The following is an 18,635-nucleotide window of genomic DNA, read 5'->3' as shown; positions in this document are numbered from 1 at the left end:
TGCGAACTAATTATTAAATTTTAATGTAACGAGGAGCAAGATTCTGAGACTTTACTTAATAAAAATTTACAATTACTAGTTACCTACAAAAACTGTCATAGCTCTTTTGCAAGTCGATATGCTACTCGGTTATATTTTCTACAGACTTGATGCCAGGAAATCCAATGAACACTGAACAGCAACAGCGCAATCCTGTTTTATTAGTACATGGTATTAATGATACAGGCGCAGTTTTTAATAAAATGGCGTTTTACCTCAGACAAAGAGGTTGGTCAGTTTACACCCTAGATTTGTTGCCTAATAATGGATCTGAGGTTCTGGATAAGTTAGCACAGCAGGTAGCTGATCACATAGCCGCTACTTTTACACCAGAACAACCATTAGATTTACTAGGCTTTAGCATGGGTGGAATTGTCAGTCGCTATTACATCCAACGCTTGGGGGGAATAGATAGAGTAAAGCGTTTTATCACCATATCATCTCCCCATCAAGGAACTATGATGGCTTACGGTTCTTGGCTTCCGGGTTGTGTGCAAATGCGTCCCCAGAGTTCTTTGCTTCAGAATTTAAATTCTGATGTCGAGATGTTAAAACAGTTAAATTTTACATCTATATGGACACCTTATGATTTGATGATTGTACCTGCTAAAAGTTCACAAATCTCATTAGGTAAGGAAGTTATTTTACCAGTTGCATTCCACCCTTGGATGTTAACAGATGATCGAACTCTAGCAATAGTAGCAGAAACATTAACACAACCAATTAATTGCGTATTAGCGTAGCTAATTAATCTTAGCTTCAGTATCACCAATCAGAATATGCTCAGAACTCCCAAAAATCGCCTCTGGATAGCGATAATACTTAAATTCCATTAAATTATAAAAAGGATCTTCTAGAAAAAACGTATTATGCTCTAATGGAGAACCAACAAAGCGGTTTTTGGCCTCTTCTCTAAAAGTTAGTTGTTTGATTTGCGCCCTATCTAGTAATTGCTGCCAATCTTGTTTATCTGTAAAAATTAACCCAAAATGTCGAGGATAAATACCCTTTTGGGGTGTTGATTCTTGAGTGATGTGGGCTACAAGCTGATGACCATAGAGATTGAGAATCAGGGCATGGGGGTTTTCTCTTCCGCTTATACAGCCCAAGCCATCAACATAATAGGCTTTGGTTTGGGTAATATCGGTGACAGGAAAAGCGAGATGAAATAAGGTTTTTTGCATAATGAAGACAGGCTAATAAGCTGAAGAACCAAAAATTTCAACATCTCCACAAGATTTCCACAATCTAGATCTATTGTGAGAGCAGAAACCAACAAATAACAAAGCAATGCAACTCTATCATCCCAACTTTACCCAAGAATCAATGCAATTCCTCTCTGATGCTAATTATTCCAGTCAAGAATCTGAAGAAATTCTCACATTAGAGGATTTGGTGGAAATTTTAGAGAAATTAGACAATTACCTGGCTACTATTTAGTAGTGTTTATCTGCCAGTTTACTATTATTATTTAAGTCTGCACAGGTTATAGATGTCATTTCTTTTGGAGAAGTTGATATTCGATTATATCTCTTCAATCACTATCAATCCACTTCTTTAAGTTCGACAGATACTTCATTACCATCAATTAATCCCGTTGTCAATAATGACAACATCCCTCTCGCCAGCATATTAATTTATCTTTTTTCACTATTCCAAATAATGAAAGCTTGATGTACTGGTAAAAGTACACTACTATTATCCACGCTACAAATAACAAAAAGGGAGCGGTTTTTTCTATTCCCTACAAATCTACATCTGAAACTTCCTGTTCCTTCTTGAAGCTTAGACAGAGAAGAGGTTAATACCAATTATATCTATGCTGGCAGTAAACAGCTATTTGGCAACGCCTTAGAAGCCTTCCGATGATGACTTGCTAACCATCGCATCCTGTTTGCTGCTGATAAAGCCAATTTGGGCTTTATTTTCGTTGAAGTCCCACTAGCATCTGTTACAAAATTTGTACACACCTTATAGGAAGATGAACTCTAATCAGAAAGGGTTTAAATTATCTACATATGGTAAACACCTGGTATATACAAAGGCTTGGCTTTAGTCCACGCCTTTTTTATGCTTAAGATAGTTGCTTATTTTGTTTTGATCAGGTAATTTCCAAAGAGATTAAAAATTGTGAGCAAGTAACGCTGTATCAGTTTTTGGGGTATTTGGATACATCCTTTAGGAAGATGATCTGTAAGCAGACTAGAACTAAATTAATTTAGTACGTTGTTAAGCACAGCAATTATAGAGGTTTGGTAATAAACCAAACCTTTTTTTTAAATGTAACTAGCGCCACAAGAATTTTATCATTCGTCTTTGTACCTCATTTACCTATAATCTGCTGTAAGTTTATTTCATCGAGTTACACTGCTACAATGCAAATATCAACCAAGCAGGTTTTGTCTGCTGATATACATCCAGAAGATAAGTGATGAGTAATCAAATTCAAGACTACAACCCCAGCGGTATAGCTGAAATCAATGGTAATTTCCTGGGCTTACCTTATGATTACGAGTCTGCAAACTTGATTATCTTTGCTGTACCTTGGGAAGTTACTGTTTCCTATGGTGCTGGTACAGCTAACGGGCCACAACGAATTTTAGATGCGTCATTCCAAATAGATTTATTCGATTTTGATGATCCTGATGGTTGGAAGCAGGGAATTTTCATGGTGGAAATCCCCCAAGATATTCTAGATAAAAATCATTACTATCGTCAACAAGCAGCCAAAATTATCGAAAGACAAGCAGAAGGTAAACTGCTAACAAATACACCTGATTTAACACCTGTACTAACAGAAATTAATCTAGCAGGTGAACAGTTGAATCAATGGCTATTTCAACATTGTCAAACAGCGATGAATCAGGGTAAAAAAGTTGCTGTTATTGGTGGTGATCATAGCTCACCATTAGGTTATTTCCAAGCCTTAGCTGCTAAATATGAGAGTTATGGAATTCTGCACATTGATGCACACGCAGACTTGCGCGACGCTTATGAGGAATTTAAATTTTCCCATGCGTCGATTATGTTCAATGCGATGAAAATACGGCAAATTTCTAAGTTAGTGCAAGTAGGTTTGCGGGATATTTGTCAAGATGAAGTTGATATAATAAATGATTCTAATGGGCGGATTGTAGCTTATTATGATCCTGCGATTAAACAAAATTTATATTCTGGAAATACTTGGATTGATATATGTCGAGAAATTATCAATCATTTACCTGAAAATGTTTATATTAGCTTTGATGTGGATGGTTTAGATCCTAAACTTTGTCCAAATACTGGAACTCCGGTTCCTGGGGGATTGGAATTAGAACAAGCTTATTGTCTGTTTAGGGAATTGGTAAATAGCGGTAGAAAAATTATTGGTTTTGATTTGTGTGAAGTCGGTGATGGTGAGTGGGATGGTAATGTGGGCGCGAGGATAGTTTATAAGTTAGCAAATTTATTAAATTTATCCCAGAAAAACAGTACTTAACAGAAATTAAATCTAGTTTACAATACCTTGTCCATTTTTTGTAGGTTGGGTTAAGCGACAGCGCAACCGGAAGCATTTGTTGGGTTATGCCTCCGGCACACTACGTGAACGTCCTATCAGGCTTTAAGAATTGTGGTGAGAAGTCCGGGTTATGAGTTAGACGTAGAGCTTCTTTTGTTTTCAGCTAAAATAGTACCCTAAAGAAAATTCAGAAAAATCGTAATTATGACAACTGCGACACCGGTAAAAACTGAATATGAAGCGATTATAGGTTTAGAAACCCATTGTCAACTCAGCACCAACACCAAAATTTTTTCCAATAGTTCCACCGCATTTGGTGCTGACCCCAATACTAATATCGACCCGGTGTGTATGGGTTTACCGGGTGTGTTGCCAGTACTTAATGCAAAAGTGCTAGAATATGCTGTCAAAACTGGTTTGGCGCTTAATTGTCAAATCGCTAGATATAGCAAATTTGACCGTAAACAGTATTTTTATCCTGACTTACCCAAAAATTACCAAATTTCTCAATATGACTTACCTATAGCCGAACACGGTTGGATAGAAATTGAATTGGTAGATGATGCTGGCAACCCTACTCGCAAACGCATTGGTATTACCCGCTTACACATGGAAGAGGATGCGGGAAAACTTGTACACGCAGGGAGTGAAAGGCTTTCGGGTTCTACCTATTCTCTGGTAGATTACAACAGAGCAGGTGTTCCGTTGGTGGAGATAGTTTCTGAACCTGACTTGCGTTCTGGACAAGAAGCGGCTGAATACGCTCAAGAATTACGCCGGATTGTGCGCTATCTTGGTGTCAGTGATGGCAATATGCAGGAAGGTTCTCTGCGTTGTGATGTGAATATTTCTGTTCGTCCTGTGGGAAGAAAGGAATTTGGGACGAAGGTAGAAATCAAGAATATGAACTCTTTCAGTGCTATCCAAAAGGCGATAGACTATGAGATTGAGCGTCAAATTGCAGCGATTGAAGCTGGGGAAAGAATTATTCAAGAAACTCGCTTGTGGGAAGAAGGTTCCCAACGGACAAGTAGTATGCGGGTTAAGGAAGGTTCTAGTGATTATCGGTATTTCCCAGAACCAGATTTGTCACCAATTCAGTTGAGTGAGCAACAATTAAAAACTTGGTTGAGTGAGTTACCGGAATTACCAGCACAAAAACGCCATCATTATGAAAATGAGTTGGGTCTTTCAGCTTATGATGCACGAGTCTTGACAGAAGATAGTTTAGTGGCTGATTATTTTGAAAGTTCTCTAAAATCTGGTGCAAATCCTAAAGCTGCTGCTAACTGGATTACCCAAGATATTGCTGCTTACCTGAATAAGCAAAAAATCACTATTGCGGAAATTGCTTTAACTCCTGCTAATCTTGCTGATGTGATTACTCGTATTGAAACTGGTAAAATTAGCAACGCTCAAGCAAAGGAAAAACTCTCAGATTTACTGAGTGGTGTTACTCCTGAGCAAGCTTTTGCAGGTCAAGAGTTAATTAGTGATCCTACTGTTTTAGAACCTATCATAGATGAAATTATAGCCGCTAATACTCAACAATTAGAAAAGTATCGTGCTGGTAATACTAACCTCAAAGGTTTCTTTGTCGGACAAGTATTGAAAAAGACTGGTAAACGTGCTGATCCAAAACTGACTAATGAATTGCTGGAAAGGAAACTTAATGCTTAGTTGTGGGTGGGATGAAAGTGATGATAATTCAATTTTTTTCCTGACAATTTCAGACCAGATTTTTGTAAAAAAAACAAAAAATGGGTGATACCCCCCATACCTTAAGTGCTATACTTTGCTAGTTAGATGCACCCTGATGATTTGGAGAGCTACCTAAGTGGCTCTCTTCCTTTCGGAGAATTTACGCAAATATATATTTGAGATCAAGTTCGGATAATTAAAGACACTGAGTTTTCTACTTACCAAGTATTTATATGAATTGGAAAGAAAATCAGGGTTATTAAGTTGCTTTCGTGAAGTATTTAAAATCAGCTTGACACATAATCACTAAAAAGAGTATTGAACACGTCCCAAAATGAAAGTAATTTTCATAACTTTTTTGGGAAAAATCCTGAAAAAGGGGTTTCACCCATCACCCTTAAAATGTTATACTGTGATAAGTAGATGCACCCTGATGATTTGGAGAGCTATTTAATTGGCTCTCTTTTTTAGTTTTTATCTCTCAGTATTAGTAGAACAACATAGTCTCAATAGTTTTTTGGGAGTTAAAAATATCATAGCTCAGTTTTATGCTTAGGTATGCAGCACTGTCACTATAAATACGGTTAAAAACCATTATGATCATACCAAATCAACTGGTGCAAGATTGCTATCTACAGATAAACTCACAATAGACATAGGAGTGAAAAAGATTGTAGAGCCGAGAATCCTGACCTAGGTCACGTCTCTACAAGGTTTTCAAGTCGCGCATATTTAATTCTCACCAGATGTCTAATAATAAGGATCAATACGGGATAGCTAACCTGAGCCGGAAGCGGTAAAAGTCGGAGCAGCAATCTACCAACCTACTGAATATATAGTTTTTGTGAGAAAAATTATGGGAGACTGGCAGGAAATTACTGGTGGGGTGACAGCAGCTAGAGGGTATCGAGCAGCGGGAATTACGGCTGGACTTAAACCCTCAGGATTGCCGGATTTGGCGTTAATATGGTCAGATGTAGATGCGATCGCTGCTGGTGTGTTCACAACTAGTCATGTTAAAGCCGCTTGTGTGGATTATTGCCGTCAACGGTTACAAGCTAAACATAGTGCCAGAGCTATATTATGCAACGCTGGACAGGCTAATGCAGCTACAGGTAGCCAAGGTGTTAAAGATGCTCTGGAAAGTGCTGATTTATTAGCCAAAGAATTGGGTATTTCCCCAGAAGCGATTTTACTAGCTTCTACAGGCGTAATTGGTCAAAGAATTAAAATGGATATACTGCGTGGTGGTATACCCAAGGTGGTAGCAGCGCTTTCAGGAACAGGCTCAGATGCTGCTGCTGGAGCTATTATCACCACCGATTTAGTCACAAAATCAATTGCTCTAGAAACAACTATAGGCGACCGTCCCGTGAGAATTGGCGGCATTGCCAAAGGTTCGGGAATGATACACCCTAACATGGCCACCATGCTGGCATTTGTCACCTGTGATGCGGCTGTTGCACCCACGCTTTGGCAACAAATGCTAACCAGAGCAGCAGATAGAAGTTTTAATTCTATTACAGTTGATGGTGATACCAGCACAAATGATAGCTTAATTGCTTTAGCTAATGGTCAATCTCGCACCCCGGCAATTACAGAAATGGGTGCAGAAGCAGAGAGACTAGAAGCGATGCTAACAGCAGTATGCCAGCATTTAGCAAAAGCGATCGCACGTGACGGAGAAGGTGCAACCTGCTTAGTAGAAGTACAAGTCACCGGCGCACAAGATGAAACAGCCGCACGACAAATCGCCAAAACCATCGCTGGGTCTTCTTTAGTCAAATCTGCAATCTTTGGACGTGACCCCAATTGGGGACGTATCGCCGGCGCTGCTGGACGTGCAGGAGTACCCTTTGAACAAGATAATTTGCAAATTAAATTAGGGGATTTCTTACTTTTTGAAAATGGTCAACCTTTACCTTTTGATAAAGCCGCAGCTAGTGCATATTTAAAACAAGCAGCATCAGGTGCGTATCTGCAAGAAGATACAGTATTAATTTCGGTCAGCGTTGGCAATGGTCACGGCACAGGTCAAGCATGGGGTTGTGATTTGAGTTACGACTATGTGAAAATTAACGCCGAATATACAACTTGAATTGATACTCTTAGGTCTGAAAAACACTGTGGGCAATTGATTTTCAGTTACATTGAGAAGAATTAAAATTAGCCATATTTATTTTCGATTATGGGAATTTTATAGCCATTCTCAGTTGTGTGCATTACACCTCAGAACCTTTTTGATTGATGTAGAGGTAAAGCACAATACTCATAAGTGTCAACTTAAGCCCAAACTTTTACCATATCTTTTTCCTAGTCTCTGACTAGGAATACTATCACAGATGCTCTGCCTCTACTTTCATTGATAGTGAGCGTAGGACTTCTACATAGAAGTCCTATATCTGAATCCCATCTCAACTAAATTATCAACATATATATAGTGAAAAAATCTTACAGCGATTTTTGGGTAAATGAACCACATTTTGCTGTCTCACGCAGAGGCGCAGAGGCACGGAGAGGAATCAAGAGCGTGGTCTAAATACATAATGCTGTAAAACACCAAGTTGCTCTATGCTAATGCAAAAAAGATTTACCACCATTTTAATTATATAGAAATTATGCTCCAGTACATTAAAACATCACGTCTCAATATCGCTTATCACAGCTATGGTGAAAGTGATGCACAACCGATACTTCTTCTGCACGGCTGGCCTGATGATGCGCTGACTTGGAATGCAATTATCCCAGCTTTAGTGAGTGCAAACTATCGTTGTCTCACACCATTTCTGAGAGGTTTTGGTATGACACATTTTCTTGATTCTCAGACTCTGCGTAGTGGACAACTTACCGCCTTGGGACAAGATCTAATTGATTTTATTGAAGCTTTAAAAATCAGTTCTGTACATCTGGTAGGTCATGATTGGGGCGCACGCATTGCCTATAATGTAGCGGCTCTGCGCCCTGACCTTGTACTTAGTCTAACTACATTATCTGTAGGTTACGGAACCAATAATCCTGATCAGATACTATCCTTTGAACAAGTACAACAATATTGGTATCAATGGTTTTTTGCGACAGAGCGTGGACGTGCAACCCTTAAAGCTAATAGACGCAGTTTTACAAGCCAGTTATGGCAATTGTGGTGTCCTTTGTGGCGTTTTAGTGAAACTGAGTTTGAGACGACTGCACAATCATTTGATAACCCAGACTGGATTGATATTACAATTGACTCATATCGCAATCGCTGGGGTATCTCACCCAATGACCCTCACTACGATTCTATTCACCAAAAACTGATGACTGCACCTAAAATTGATGTGCCAACCACAGTACTACATGGTAAATCTGATGGTGCAACATTGCCGGAAACGAGTGCGAATAAAGAACAATTTTTTCTAAGAGACTACAAGCGATTTGTGATACCAGATGTTGGACATTTTATCCAACGAGAAGCACCGCAGACAGTAATTGAAGCTGTACTTGCTCGTGTACAAAGTATAATTTAAAATTAAATAAATCCTATGCCAGCTAAAGACATCTATACATACAGCAGAATTCAGGAGTCGGAAGAGTTGTGAGTACCAAGTACCGAGTACCGAGTGATTGACTCTCCTTCTTACTCATTACTCGTTACTCATCGCTATGTACTGGCTTTGTGTATAGGTTTCAACTTAGATTTTGTACATCCTAACTACGCAAACTGCTGTATTTAATTGAATCAGCTTCTAGTCATAAACTCTTTCTAAACTTGGATGCTACCCAAAACGTAATGGAAGTTTTACACCTAGAATATAACTATTTTAAGTATAAAATATAGCTTGATCTATTTTAGATTCTATTGAAGATAGACAAAAATTAAGCGATCGCAGTTAATATAACAATCCGCTCAATTCTATGATAATGATAATTTATTTCAATAAGCTTTAGCATTTTTTTATATTTCCCTGCCTGCCTTTGCTGACTACAATCCTAACGTTTAAAAGCTTTTACAGTTATATTTTCTTAGGTGATTTTGACCTTGACTAATTGATCAGGTTAGGGGAAACTTACTAATGATAGGAGTGTTCGCTTATTAAAATAATAATTTTTGTAAATATTCTGAGATATTTATTTTGAAAGATGGAACATTAGTTAACAAATGGCAAGTTTGTATCTAAGTTCTACATCTAGATTTTGACCAATTCTGCTTAAGCAGTAAGGTTCAAGCATACTATCGAGGTTGGCTTTCATAGCATGGAAACATTAGAGTTCATAATTTATCCAGACGGTCGGGTACAAGAGATGGTGACTGGTATCGTAGGTAACTCTTGTGCTGAAGTAACAGCAGCGATAGAAGCGCAACTGGGACAAGTACTCAACCAGCAGCCAACCTCAGAATTTTTCGCTAACAATAATGTCCAGGAATCTGCTGTAGTAAATACGCAAACTGCATTTAGCGAATGGTAAGTTTTCAAACTAGTTTATTGTCATAGATTCATAACCACCATGTCACACTTTAGCCAAATCAAGACTCAAATCCGTAACCTAGAATCCTTAAAAGATGCGCTGACTGACTTGGGTATAGACTGGAAGCCTGGCCCCCAAGAAGTACGTGGCTATCGCGGTCAAACTCATCCTGCGGAAGTTTCTATTGAGCAGGAAAATGGCTATGATATCGGTTTTAGATGGAATGGTAAGGAATACGAATTGGTAGCTGATCTACAATATTGGCAGCAAGATTTATCTGTAGATGGATTTTTGCGCCAAGTCACTCAGCGCTATGCTTACCAAGCAGTGGTGAAAGAAACCGCTAAAGTAGGCTTCCAAGTTGCTGAACAACAAAACAATGCAGATGGTTCCATTCGCTTAGTCGTACAACGCTGGAGTTCATAATGACCCAATTGCAGACGTTGCCAGAAGATTTAGAAAACAATCGTTCCGGTTTAGAACCAGAATTAGGTGGTTTTTTACGGGATGAGCCAGAACGTTCTGGTTTGGAGCCGGAATTAGGCGGCGTACTGCGGCAAAAGGGCGTTTATGTAGATGAAATTACTTGCATTGGCTGTAAACATTGCGCCCATGTTGCCCGTAATACTTTTTATATTGAACCAGATTATGGGCGATCGCGCGTAGTTCGCCAAGATGGGGATGCAGAAGAGATAGTTCAAGAAGCTATAGACACCTGTCCTGTTGATTGTATTCACTGGGTTGATTACACTGAGTTAAGAAATCTAGAAGAAGACCGCAGATATCAGGTAATTCCTGTAGTGGGTTATCCTGTTGATCATGCTGTAGCCACTACCGAAAAACGACGAAAAAAACAAAAGTTAAAAAAGAAACAATCTTCAGATTAAAATATCAAGCAATTAATACTTTAAGAGGCTGGTAAATACCAGCCTATATTTTTATTTAAGAATGAGAGGATCATGCTGTGAAAGCAACTTTTCAACTTTTGCTTCGTCAATTCTAGAAGTTAGCCTTCTGGATTCGTGTAAATCTCTGGTAGTTTTTGCCAAGGTAAAAGTTGAACCGACGGAGAAAGCTAAACCCATACCCATAAAGCCTTTTACCCAATTATCCACAGGTAAATTGATAATACCAAAACCCGTCATAAAAATAGACATCATAAAAGCTGCCCAGGTTTGAATAATCCAAGCATTACTGTCTTTTTGTGGGCCAAATGTTTGCATATCCCCCCCTATAAATAAGTACTGTCAGTACAATTTTATAAAGTGGTCAAAATAGTTGCAATAATAACTGACCACTTCCGCAACTGTACTTAAGAATAGGAGCTAAAAATTCATCAAATCGAGTAAATATGGGTGCAAATTTTGTACCAGTTTGGGAAGTGGCATAAAAATTATATAATTCGTAATTATTTAACCACTTTTGGGGGTTTAATTCCCCTGCCTCTACAGGCAGCAAGTTTTGTGTCGAGGTCTAAATCTCCGTTGCAAAACTTAATTACGAATTACGTTCGCGCAGCGTTTCCGATAGCGCAGCGTGGCTTTAGCCATAGGAAATATTACGAATTATTTTAATTTTTTCTTCTGTCTCATTATGGTGTTTCTGGGAATGTTTGCACCTTACCATCTGGACTGAAGACTACTCTGAGTCTGAGATTTTGCCCGGATTTATTAGTAGAAACAAAAGCTTTACCAATTGCGGGTATACCAGTGCTATCAAAGTATTCTCTGGCAGAGCGATTTAATGGCAAAATGCGTTCAATTGAGCCGTCAACACCCAATATCAAACTGTACTCTAGTGTTTGTGAAAATCCAGCAGGTGGTTGCCAATTCTTTTGCAAATATTGTCTGGCTTCTGCTACTTGAGGTATATCAAATAATGTGCTGTCTGAGGTGGCAACCTCTTTAGGTAAAGTTGTTTTTCTTGCTTCTCGCAATTTTGCTACTAAATTCTCATCATTTTCTAAAGAAGCTATTGTGGCTGGAGAATTAGTACTTCTATTTAATTGCGGTGCATTGGTTTGAGGTGCTATTGGCGGAGAAGTTAGAGGTAAAGTAGCACTAGATTCAGGAATTGTGGAGATATTATTGCTATTTCTAGCAGGTAAATTTTGCTGTGGGTTAAGAGTCACACCACTTTGGTTAATTACCCCTTTAGAGTTTTGTTGGCGATTAGGTGTTGTTGGTAATGGAATTTGCAAATTTGCAGGAATGACCGGCCTTCTTGTTTGAGGTATGTTCAGTGGGATGTTGGGCGATGTGTTAGCTGTAGCCGGGACAGTTGAATTGGGGAAAGATAAAGGCTTTGGATCTACAGTAGTATCAGCAAGCGGGGGGGTAGTGTCTAAGTTGGGTAGCTGTATGGGAGCAGTATTGTTTGGGGGTGAAGGTAAATTACCTGGGGAAGCAAGTCCTACTGGAGGAGTAGTAAAGTCAAAGGAGGGTGAGGATTCGAGGGCAACTTTTTCTGATGCTGAAGTTGTTGTTTTAGCAACCTGTTTTTGCTGTTGCTTGATGTTGTTGGCATATTGCCAGGTTAAGGGAGTTAAACCCAAAGCCAATGCTAAAGTTGCAGCGACGGGTGTCCAAGTAGGCAAACGGCGAACAGAACTGGAATTTTCGCTATTTAGATTTGGTAGGGCGATGACATCGGTTGAATATTCTTCTAAGGCAGTTGCTAAATCAAATAGTTGCAATAGAGTGAGTTGAATTACGGGGCCAGATGTGGGATTAGCCAGGGAACCGAGAAATAGTTTATGAGTTAAATTATCGCTTGATTCTAAGTAAATTGTTGCTTCTAAAATCCCCATGTTAAAAGAGTTGACGGTCTTAGGGGAGGATGAAGTGGGGGCAAAATCATCTAATTCTGGTTCATCAGATGTTGGGTTTGATGGGTGCGGTTTTAAGAAAGTCAGACAAAAGCTATCTGCTGATTGTTGGAGGAGATTTTGAACGTAGTTTGTGACTGCATTACACAAAGCTTCTAATTGATCGCGATCGCCCTGAATTGGCACTTGGCGTTCGTCTGGTAGCCCTGGATCATCAAAGTGTAGTTCAAAATGTAGTTGTTTGAGGACTGTTTGCCCCATCCAACGTGATAAAGGTGAGCTTTGCGCCAAGATTTCTAGTGTGCAAGTGGGGGGGGTGTAGCGACGGATCACAGAATTTGAGCGAGGCATAGCAAAAATTGCAATGGGGACAAAGGGGAATTAGGGATTTTGAATTAGTAATTTAAAATCTAAAATTGTTTTGTGGAACGGTCTATGAGTGTTAACCACAAACGACGGTGTCCATGAGGGGCGCTATAAAAAAGTAAATCTACTAGCAGTTTTAGCGCTAAGTTTTTCAGCAACTTTGTACTAATTTTGTCATCTTCTTCCATCCGTTCTTGATAGGTGTTGCAGAAAGCATCAATATAGTCTCCCAGTAAAGCTATCTGATGAGGTTCCTGGTTTTTTGCGGCTATTTGTTCTAATAGACCAACAGCACGACGGATTAATTCTTGCTGCTGTTTGGCGAGGTAGCAGGTAATGAGAACAAGCGATCGCGCTTCTTCTACATCTAGCTTCTTTCGACCTCCTTGACCTTTACGTAAGGGGTTTGATTGGCGTAATCGCCATAAAGCTACGCGGTCCGGTACTTTTGACTCTAAATTGAGATTAATTGCCGCCGCAAGCATAGCCTCAGAACCAATACCAGCTAAAGTTTCTAGGGCTAACAGCACCAAATCTAACTGGGTTTTGATATTGTCCCATTCAACTGTTGTGGGTGTTGGCAGCTGGTTTAAATCCTCCCACTGGGAGTTTGGTGTGACTGAATCGGTTACCGAGTGCATAACTTTTAGCATAGGTGATCAGGCGAATGGAGGCTGTTGCTGTTACCCATTTTGAAACAGACCCTGAAGCATAAAAGTTGGTTTCCCATAGGTAGCTTTGAATCGGTTTAGTAAACAGCGGTTGTCTTTGTTTTACTTTAGTTGAAAATTTCTTTTCTTAATATGAGAAGTTAATGAGGATTGGTAATGGGTAATTGGTAATTGGTAATTGGTAATGGGTAATGGGTAATGGGTAATGGGGAGAGCATTTATCTTTCTTCTGCTCCCTGTTCCCTATTCCCTATTCCCTATTCCCTATTGCCTTTTCCCTATTCCCTATTTGATATGAGCAATAGTAACACCACTACCACCATCTGCTTGTTCTGCTGGTTCATAGTGGCTAATTCTGGGGTGCTGTTGCAAATAGGCGTGAACACCTAGTCGTAGTTTACCAGTACCATGTCCATGAATAATCCAGAGAGGCCCATCAGCTTCAGAAATGGCTTTGTCTAAGATATATTCGCCATCAGATACCCGTTTTCCGCGCAAATCAATCGTATTTTTAGAGGTGCGAATTACTGGGGCTGGGGCTGGTGGTGGGGTGACTACTACTGGGGCTGGTTTGGCTTTGACAATAGGTTCTGGTTTTTGCCCATCTAAAGATTCTACGTCTGGTAATTGCACCGTCATTTTCATGATTCCAAAACGGACAGTTAACTCACCATCTGGATTAGGGGCGGTGATTACTTCTGCTGTTTGTCCTAATTTAGGAATACGAATGCGATCGCCTATTTTGGGCATAAACCCAGGTTTAGGTTTGGGTGGTGGTGCCGGTTCGTATTTCTGGGTAATTTGATTTAACGCACTGGTTGCTTGCTGGGCATCTTGGGCTGTGGGTGTACCTTTTTGCAAACGGCGAATTACTTGGGCAATTTCCTCTTTAGCTTGGGTAATTGCTTGTTGTACTGCTACTTCTTGAGAAGCACGTAAATCTTTTTCTCTTTCTTCTAAAGCGGTGGCTTTTTGAGAAACTTCTTTATATAAACGTTCTGCTTGTCGTAATAATTCTTGGGCTTCAGCGGCTTTAGTTTCTTGACGACGACGTTGGGCTTCTAAACCGGCAATTACTTGATTCACTTCATCGCTGGCTTCTCCCACTTGAGTTTTAGCCTCGGCGACTACTTCCGGTTTTAGCCCTAAGCGCAGGGCAATAGTTAAAGCGTTAGAGCGTCCTGGAATGCCCCACAACAGCCGATAAGTTGGCGAAAGAGTACTTTCGTCAAATTCTACCGAAGCATTCTCAAATCGCTCATCTTCATATTTCAGGGCTTTGAGTTCGCCGAAGTGGGTGGTAGCAATTGTGAGTTGGGCATGATTGGCGAGATATTGCAAAAGAGCGATCGCTAATGCACTCCCCTCAGCCGGATCTGTACCTGCACCAACTTCATCAAGTAAAACGAGGGATTGGTAATTGGTGATTGGTAGTTTTATTCCTTCTTCTTCTTCTTCCTCTTTCTCCTGACTCCTGACTCCTGACTCCTGACTCCTGACTCCTGACTCCGTTCGCGTAGCGTCTCCGTTCGGCGAAGCCGTGCCGTAGGCATAGGAGAAACTCCGAACTCCGAATTCCTGACTCCCCAAAGCATTTAAAATCCGACTAATGCGGCGAATATGCCCTGAGAATGTGGATAAACTTTGTTGTAAAGATTGTTCATCCCCGATATCAGCTAAAACTTTATCAAACCAAGGCATTTCCACTGGTTCGCGGGCAGGAACAAATAAACCCACTTTGGCCATCAAAGCAGCTAATCCCAAGGTTTTCAAAGTTACTGTTTTCCCGCCAGTATTTGGCCCGGTAATTGTGACTACCCGAATATTGGGACTGATCAGCAAATCGACGGGAACGACGGGATTTCCTTGCTCATGCTGCTGTTGCCAAACTAACAACGGGTGACGCAGTTGCCGTAAGGTGATAATTTCCTGTTCATCCCGATTAATGAAGCGGGGAGGATTAGCACCTATCCAGAAGCTGTAACGAGATTTAGTCGTTGCCAAATCTAAGGTTGTGACAATGGCTAACAACCTTTCTAAATCGGGCTTAACTGCGGCTACTTGTTCCGTTAAGGTGCGGAGAATAGCTTCTGCTTCTGTTTGTTCTTTTCTGAGAGTTTGCCGTAGTTGGTTCCCCATAGGGACGACGCTATGAGGTTCGATATATAAAGTTGCGCCACTGGTGGAGGTGTCGTGAACAATACCGGGAATTGCGTCTTTTTGCGGTGCTTTGACGGGGATCACAAAGCGATCGCCCCTTTGAGTAATCAATTGCTCCTGAACTGCCCCCGATTTGGCTTGAATGATGTTTTGCAGTTTTTGGGTAATTTGACTGCGTATCCGCCGCAAATCAATGCGAATCTCTCCCATTTTCTGACTAGCGCGATCAGTAACTTGAGCGCGTTCATCAATACAGCGGTGAATTTCCTGCTCTAATTCTGGGTAAGTTCGCAATTCGGAAACTAACTCAGTCAGGATGGGTAAATTATCCTGGTTATCAATTACACGCCGTAAATTTCTCGTACCAGAGAGGGTAGTTGCGATCGCTAACAGTTCCTCACCTGATAAAATTCCTTGTAATTCGGCTCGTTCTAGAGAATCACCAATATCTTGAATGCCCTCAAAAGACAAACCAGGGGAAAGATGACTTTCCAGTTGGTAGACTTCTTTAGTTTGAGCTAACAACTGCTGGCTTTCTGTCTGGGTTTCCGGGATAGGCAAGTTACGCGCAACTATTGCCCCTAACTTGGTCGCAGCAAAGGTGGAAAGATGATGGCAAAGGCGTTGCCATTCTAATAGTTCTAGGGTTTCAGATTGGATCAAGGCTTCAACGTCTAATCTGAAGTTATCGTAACAATTTTAGCTGCTAGAAGACTAAAATTTTCCAAGATAAAAAATTTTCTAGTGTCAGTGAGGCAAAAAGTTATCTTCATTCCAGTGCTTCCTTAGCTCTTGATTGTCAAAAAAATAGTCACACGGGCTTGATTTTTGTGGATATCCTTCATAATCCAACCCACGGAGGTGATGACTGAGCTTGCCGAAGCGTGGGTTTTGTCTGTGTAGCCAAGCCACTGCTTTGGGCGGGTTCCCCGACTTGTAGCAAGTGGCGTGCGACTTCTAGTCACCAGGGTTAGTATGGATTGAGACTTTTCAAATACCCTCTCAAGAGACGTTGACTAAAACGCCTCTTTTGTTTTCTGATATATCTAATCAACCTTAAATCTAGCTAATAATTCCTCACGGGAAAGATTAAGTAATAACTGGGTTCTTTCTGTGAGAGAAAGTTCCATCATCGAAGTCACAATAGCAGATAACTCCTCATCTAAATTACCAAAACGCACTGCTAACAAACTCTCTACCATCAAACGCTGTCCGTCTTGTCGTCCCTCTTCTCGTCCTTCTTGTCGTCCTTCTTGTCGTCCTTTTTCTATTCCCTCTTGTTTCCATTCTTCACACTGTTTAAGATATGCAGGTGATAAACTCATAATTAACTCCCTTACCTCTTCATCGTTGACATTACTATTCAATTCTAAATTTTTTCGCCAAGACGCGAAAATTCTCACTAGATACTTCCATTTATCATTCTCTTTTGAAAGTTCAACTACTTCGTTGATAGCTGCTGTTTGAGTTCTGCCTTTTCCTAGTACCCTTAACCATAGTGTATCCTCTGTAATGGGTAACTGATTAATAGCCACAATAGCCGCTTTCTGGTACTTTGGCAGAAAATAAACTCCTGTTTCCCATGCCTCTTTTGCTTGCGCTCCAAAACCTTCGAGCATTCTTTCAGAACAAGTTGGTGTTAAAATCCAGAGAAAGGGTAGTTCTTCTTCAGACATAGAACGTTTTTCTCTTTTCGCTTGTCTTAATAATTCACCCTGCAAACTATATAATTTTAACAAACAACTCCTAATTTCTACCTCATTAGGGGCATTACGATAAGGTTCAAAAAGACAGCTTGTAACCGCCATTTTTCCTAATAATCCTAGTTCTGAATTTGCAGATGTGGTTGTGGGAACAAACCAAACATCTATTTCTTGAATTTCGCTTTTGACATCTTTGCTGGTTTTGATATTACCTAGAGGTGCTAATAATTCTTCTAGATATTCCTTGGCTAGTTGATCATGGGGTTGTCGTGTCATGAAATTGAGTAATCTATTGGCATTTATTAATTTTATTGCTTTATATATATTGTACCTTGATTGGGTGGTTAAAAGAGATGAATTTAGATAATTTTATTATTGCTGTCACCCTAGTTATCAAGATATTCAAGCTGAATTATTCATTTTGTTATGATTGTTAATAATCTCTATTAATCTAAAAAAAAATAAATATTTAATCTTGACATTTCTCTCAAGAAGAGAATAAGATGTATGCAAACAAGAATATAAAAATACCTGCTCAATATCTTGCAGGAAAAAATATGCTGTTTAGTCCAGCTAACTTACCTTATTGGATTTTCCTAATCACGGGAATACTGCTTTTTCTATTCATGATTTTTCTAGGAGGGGGAGAATCAGAATTAGATGCTGATGCAGATTTAGATGTGGAAACAGACAGTGATGTGAGCTTTGGAGACTTTCTAGGGTGGGCAGGTATTGGTAAAGCTCCATTGTTGTTATTGTTGGCAACAGATTTAAGTTTGTGGGGTGTGCTTGGCTGGATGTTAAATGTGTGGCTTGGTGGCATTTTTGAAAATCAACAAATTCCTTTTATCAGCGTCATGATTTTGTTAATTTCCCTAATCATTAGTTTATTTCTAGGGAGGTTAATAGCTGAACCAATTAGTAAAATTTTTGCAGAATTTAGTGAAGATGCCAGTAGCGATCGCCTAATTGGGTGTATTGGAACTGTTTCTTCTGTTTATATTCCTAGAGAAAATTTAGGCAAAATTGGACAGGTAGATGTACTGGATGTAAAAGGAAATTTTTTAACAATTAATACGGTTATTCCAGATTGGGCAACTATTGCCCCACAAAGGGGAGAAAAAGTCATAGTAATTGAACTTAAACAGCAAATTTATCTAGTGATTGCCAAAGAAACTGTAGATGAAGAACGTTGGTTAAATAGTTCAGACCGTAAAAATTAA

Annotated in this window: 16 protein-coding genes; 10 read left to right on the top strand and 6 right to left on the bottom strand. The window is 39.8% G+C overall.

Annotation, left to right across the window (positions count from 1 at the left end; translation table 11 throughout):
- The first annotated feature begins 164 nt into the window (after positions 1 to 164).
- A complete protein-coding gene (locus AC012T_RS25835) occupies positions 165 to 782 on the top strand; it encodes an esterase/lipase family protein (protein ID WP_487062072.1) in 618 nt (205 codons plus the stop codon).
- On the opposite strand, the gene AC012T_RS25830 is transcribed toward AC012T_RS25835, so the two are convergent.
- Positions 783 to 1,223, bottom strand: coding sequence for a VOC family protein (locus AC012T_RS25830; protein WP_487062070.1), 441 nt, complete (start codon positions 1,221 to 1,223; stop codon positions 783 to 785). It abuts the gene before it with no gap.
- Between the two features lie 106 nt (positions 1,224 to 1,329).
- Here AC012T_RS25830 and AC012T_RS25825 point away from each other — a divergent pair, with 106 nt between their 5' ends.
- The 8 genes from AC012T_RS25825 to AC012T_RS25790 all read left to right on the top strand — a co-directional run bounded on the left by AC012T_RS25825 (position 1,330) and on the right by AC012T_RS25790 (position 10,572).
- On the top strand, positions 1,330 to 1,479 hold the full coding sequence (locus tag AC012T_RS25825) for a hypothetical protein (RefSeq protein ID WP_487062068.1): 150 nt from the start codon (positions 1,330 to 1,332) through the stop codon (positions 1,477 to 1,479).
- A gap of 991 nt (positions 1,480 to 2,470) precedes the next feature.
- Positions 2,471 to 3,517, top strand: coding sequence for an agmatinase SpeB (speB, locus tag AC012T_RS25820; RefSeq protein ID WP_487062066.1), 1,047 nt, complete (start codon positions 2,471 to 2,473; stop codon positions 3,515 to 3,517).
- Between the two features lie 225 nt (positions 3,518 to 3,742).
- Positions 3,743 to 5,218, top strand: coding sequence for an Asp-tRNA(Asn)/Glu-tRNA(Gln) amidotransferase subunit GatB (gene gatB / locus AC012T_RS25815; protein ID WP_487062064.1), 1,476 nt, complete (start codon positions 3,743 to 3,745; stop codon positions 5,216 to 5,218).
- A gap of 877 nt (positions 5,219 to 6,095) precedes the next feature.
- Positions 6,096 to 7,337 carry a bifunctional ornithine acetyltransferase/N-acetylglutamate synthase gene (argJ, locus tag AC012T_RS25810; RefSeq protein ID WP_487062062.1) on the top strand — a complete coding sequence of 414 codons (1,242 nt, stop codon included), beginning with the start codon at positions 6,096 to 6,098 and terminating at the stop codon, positions 7,335 to 7,337.
- 520 nt (positions 7,338 to 7,857) lie between these two features.
- On the top strand, positions 7,858 to 8,745 hold the full coding sequence (locus AC012T_RS25805) for an alpha/beta fold hydrolase (protein WP_487062060.1): 888 nt from the start codon (positions 7,858 to 7,860) through the stop codon (positions 8,743 to 8,745).
- Between the two features lie 727 nt (positions 8,746 to 9,472).
- Positions 9,473 to 9,685, top strand: a complete 213-nt coding sequence (locus AC012T_RS25800) for a DUF2997 domain-containing protein (protein ID WP_487062058.1) — start codon at positions 9,473 to 9,475, stop codon at positions 9,683 to 9,685.
- Positions 9,686 to 9,724: 39 nt separating this feature from the next.
- The gene (locus AC012T_RS25795; RefSeq protein WP_015217509.1) at positions 9,725 to 10,111 is read left to right on the top strand and encodes a DUF1257 domain-containing protein; all 387 of its coding nucleotides are present in this window, start codon (positions 9,725 to 9,727) and stop codon (positions 10,109 to 10,111) included.
- Complete coding sequence (locus AC012T_RS25790; RefSeq protein ID WP_487062056.1) at positions 10,111 to 10,572, top strand: ferredoxin; 462 nt, start codon at positions 10,111 to 10,113, stop codon at positions 10,570 to 10,572. The genes AC012T_RS25795 and AC012T_RS25790 overlap by 1 nt, the downstream gene beginning before the upstream one ends.
- Positions 10,573 to 10,623: 51 nt before the next feature.
- Here the strand turns inward: AC012T_RS25790 and AC012T_RS25785 are convergent, their stop codons facing one another.
- The 5 genes from AC012T_RS25785 to AC012T_RS25765 form a co-directional block, all read right to left on the bottom strand.
- Complete coding sequence (locus tag AC012T_RS25785; protein WP_487062054.1) at positions 10,624 to 10,908, bottom strand: YiaA/YiaB family inner membrane protein; 285 nt, start codon at positions 10,906 to 10,908, stop codon at positions 10,624 to 10,626.
- Between the two features lie 368 nt (positions 10,909 to 11,276).
- Entirely contained in the window at positions 11,277 to 12,863 is a 1,587-nt protein-coding gene (locus tag AC012T_RS25780; RefSeq protein WP_487062052.1) for a DUF4335 domain-containing protein, read from the bottom strand.
- Positions 12,864 to 12,922: 59 nt separating this feature from the next.
- The gene (locus tag AC012T_RS25775) at positions 12,923 to 13,531 is read right to left on the bottom strand and encodes a DUF3038 domain-containing protein (protein ID WP_487062050.1); all 609 of its coding nucleotides are present in this window, start codon (positions 13,529 to 13,531) and stop codon (positions 12,923 to 12,925) included.
- 303 nt (positions 13,532 to 13,834) lie between these two features.
- On the bottom strand, positions 13,835 to 16,372 hold the full coding sequence (locus AC012T_RS25770) for an endonuclease MutS2 (protein WP_487062048.1): 2,538 nt from the start codon (positions 16,370 to 16,372) through the stop codon (positions 13,835 to 13,837).
- Positions 16,373 to 16,755: 383 nt separating this feature from the next.
- Positions 16,756 to 17,688: an RpnC/YadD family protein gene (locus tag AC012T_RS25765; RefSeq protein ID WP_487062046.1), complete on the bottom strand. Its 933-nt coding sequence runs from the start codon at positions 17,686 to 17,688 to the stop codon at positions 16,756 to 16,758.
- A gap of 227 nt (positions 17,689 to 17,915) precedes the next feature.
- Between AC012T_RS25765 and AC012T_RS25760 the strand changes: the two genes are divergently transcribed.
- Entirely contained in the window at positions 17,916 to 18,635 is a 720-nt protein-coding gene (locus tag AC012T_RS25760; RefSeq protein ID WP_487062044.1) for a DUF1449 domain-containing protein, read from the top strand.

It is taken from the genome of Anabaena sp. EIM26, from assembly GCF_057568715.1.
This window is presented reverse-complemented; position numbering and strand designations above follow the sequence as displayed.

What these genes read in the sequence shown, in the direction of transcription:
- AC012T_RS25800 (WP_487062058.1), top strand. Translation starts at nt 9,473, where the DNA reads ATGGAAACATTAGAGTTCATAATTTATCCAGACGGTCGGGTACAAGAG.
- AC012T_RS25805 (WP_487062060.1), top strand. Translation starts at nt 7,858, where the DNA reads ATGCTCCAGTACATTAAAACATCACGTCTCAATATCGCTTATCACAGC.
- AC012T_RS25825 (WP_487062068.1), top strand. Translation starts at nt 1,330, where the DNA reads ATGCAACTCTATCATCCCAACTTTACCCAAGAATCAATGCAATTCCTC.
- AC012T_RS25765 (WP_487062046.1), bottom strand. Translation starts at nt 17,688, where the DNA reads ATGACACGACAACCCCATGATCAACTAGCCAAGGAATATCTAGAAGAA.
- AC012T_RS25795 (WP_015217509.1), top strand. Translation starts at nt 9,725, where the DNA reads ATGTCACACTTTAGCCAAATCAAGACTCAAATCCGTAACCTAGAATCC.
- AC012T_RS25780 (WP_487062052.1), bottom strand. Translation starts at nt 12,863, where the DNA reads ATGCCTCGCTCAAATTCTGTGATCCGTCGCTACACCCCCCCCACTTGC.
- argJ (WP_487062062.1), top strand. Translation starts at nt 6,096, where the DNA reads ATGGGAGACTGGCAGGAAATTACTGGTGGGGTGACAGCAGCTAGAGGG.
- AC012T_RS25785 (WP_487062054.1), bottom strand. Translation starts at nt 10,908, where the DNA reads ATGCAAACATTTGGCCCACAAAAAGACAGTAATGCTTGGATTATTCAA.
- AC012T_RS25790 (WP_487062056.1), top strand. Translation starts at nt 10,111, where the DNA reads ATGACCCAATTGCAGACGTTGCCAGAAGATTTAGAAAACAATCGTTCC.
- gatB (WP_487062064.1), top strand. Translation starts at nt 3,743, where the DNA reads ATGACAACTGCGACACCGGTAAAAACTGAATATGAAGCGATTATAGGT.
- AC012T_RS25835 (WP_487062072.1), top strand. Translation starts at nt 165, where the DNA reads ATGAACACTGAACAGCAACAGCGCAATCCTGTTTTATTAGTACATGGT.
- AC012T_RS25775 (WP_487062050.1), bottom strand. Translation starts at nt 13,531, where the DNA reads ATGCTAAAAGTTATGCACTCGGTAACCGATTCAGTCACACCAAACTCC.
- AC012T_RS25830 (WP_487062070.1), bottom strand. Translation starts at nt 1,223, where the DNA reads ATGCAAAAAACCTTATTTCATCTCGCTTTTCCTGTCACCGATATTACC.
- AC012T_RS25760 (WP_487062044.1), top strand. Translation starts at nt 17,916, where the DNA reads ATGTATGCAAACAAGAATATAAAAATACCTGCTCAATATCTTGCAGGA.
- speB (WP_487062066.1), top strand. Translation starts at nt 2,471, where the DNA reads ATGAGTAATCAAATTCAAGACTACAACCCCAGCGGTATAGCTGAAATC.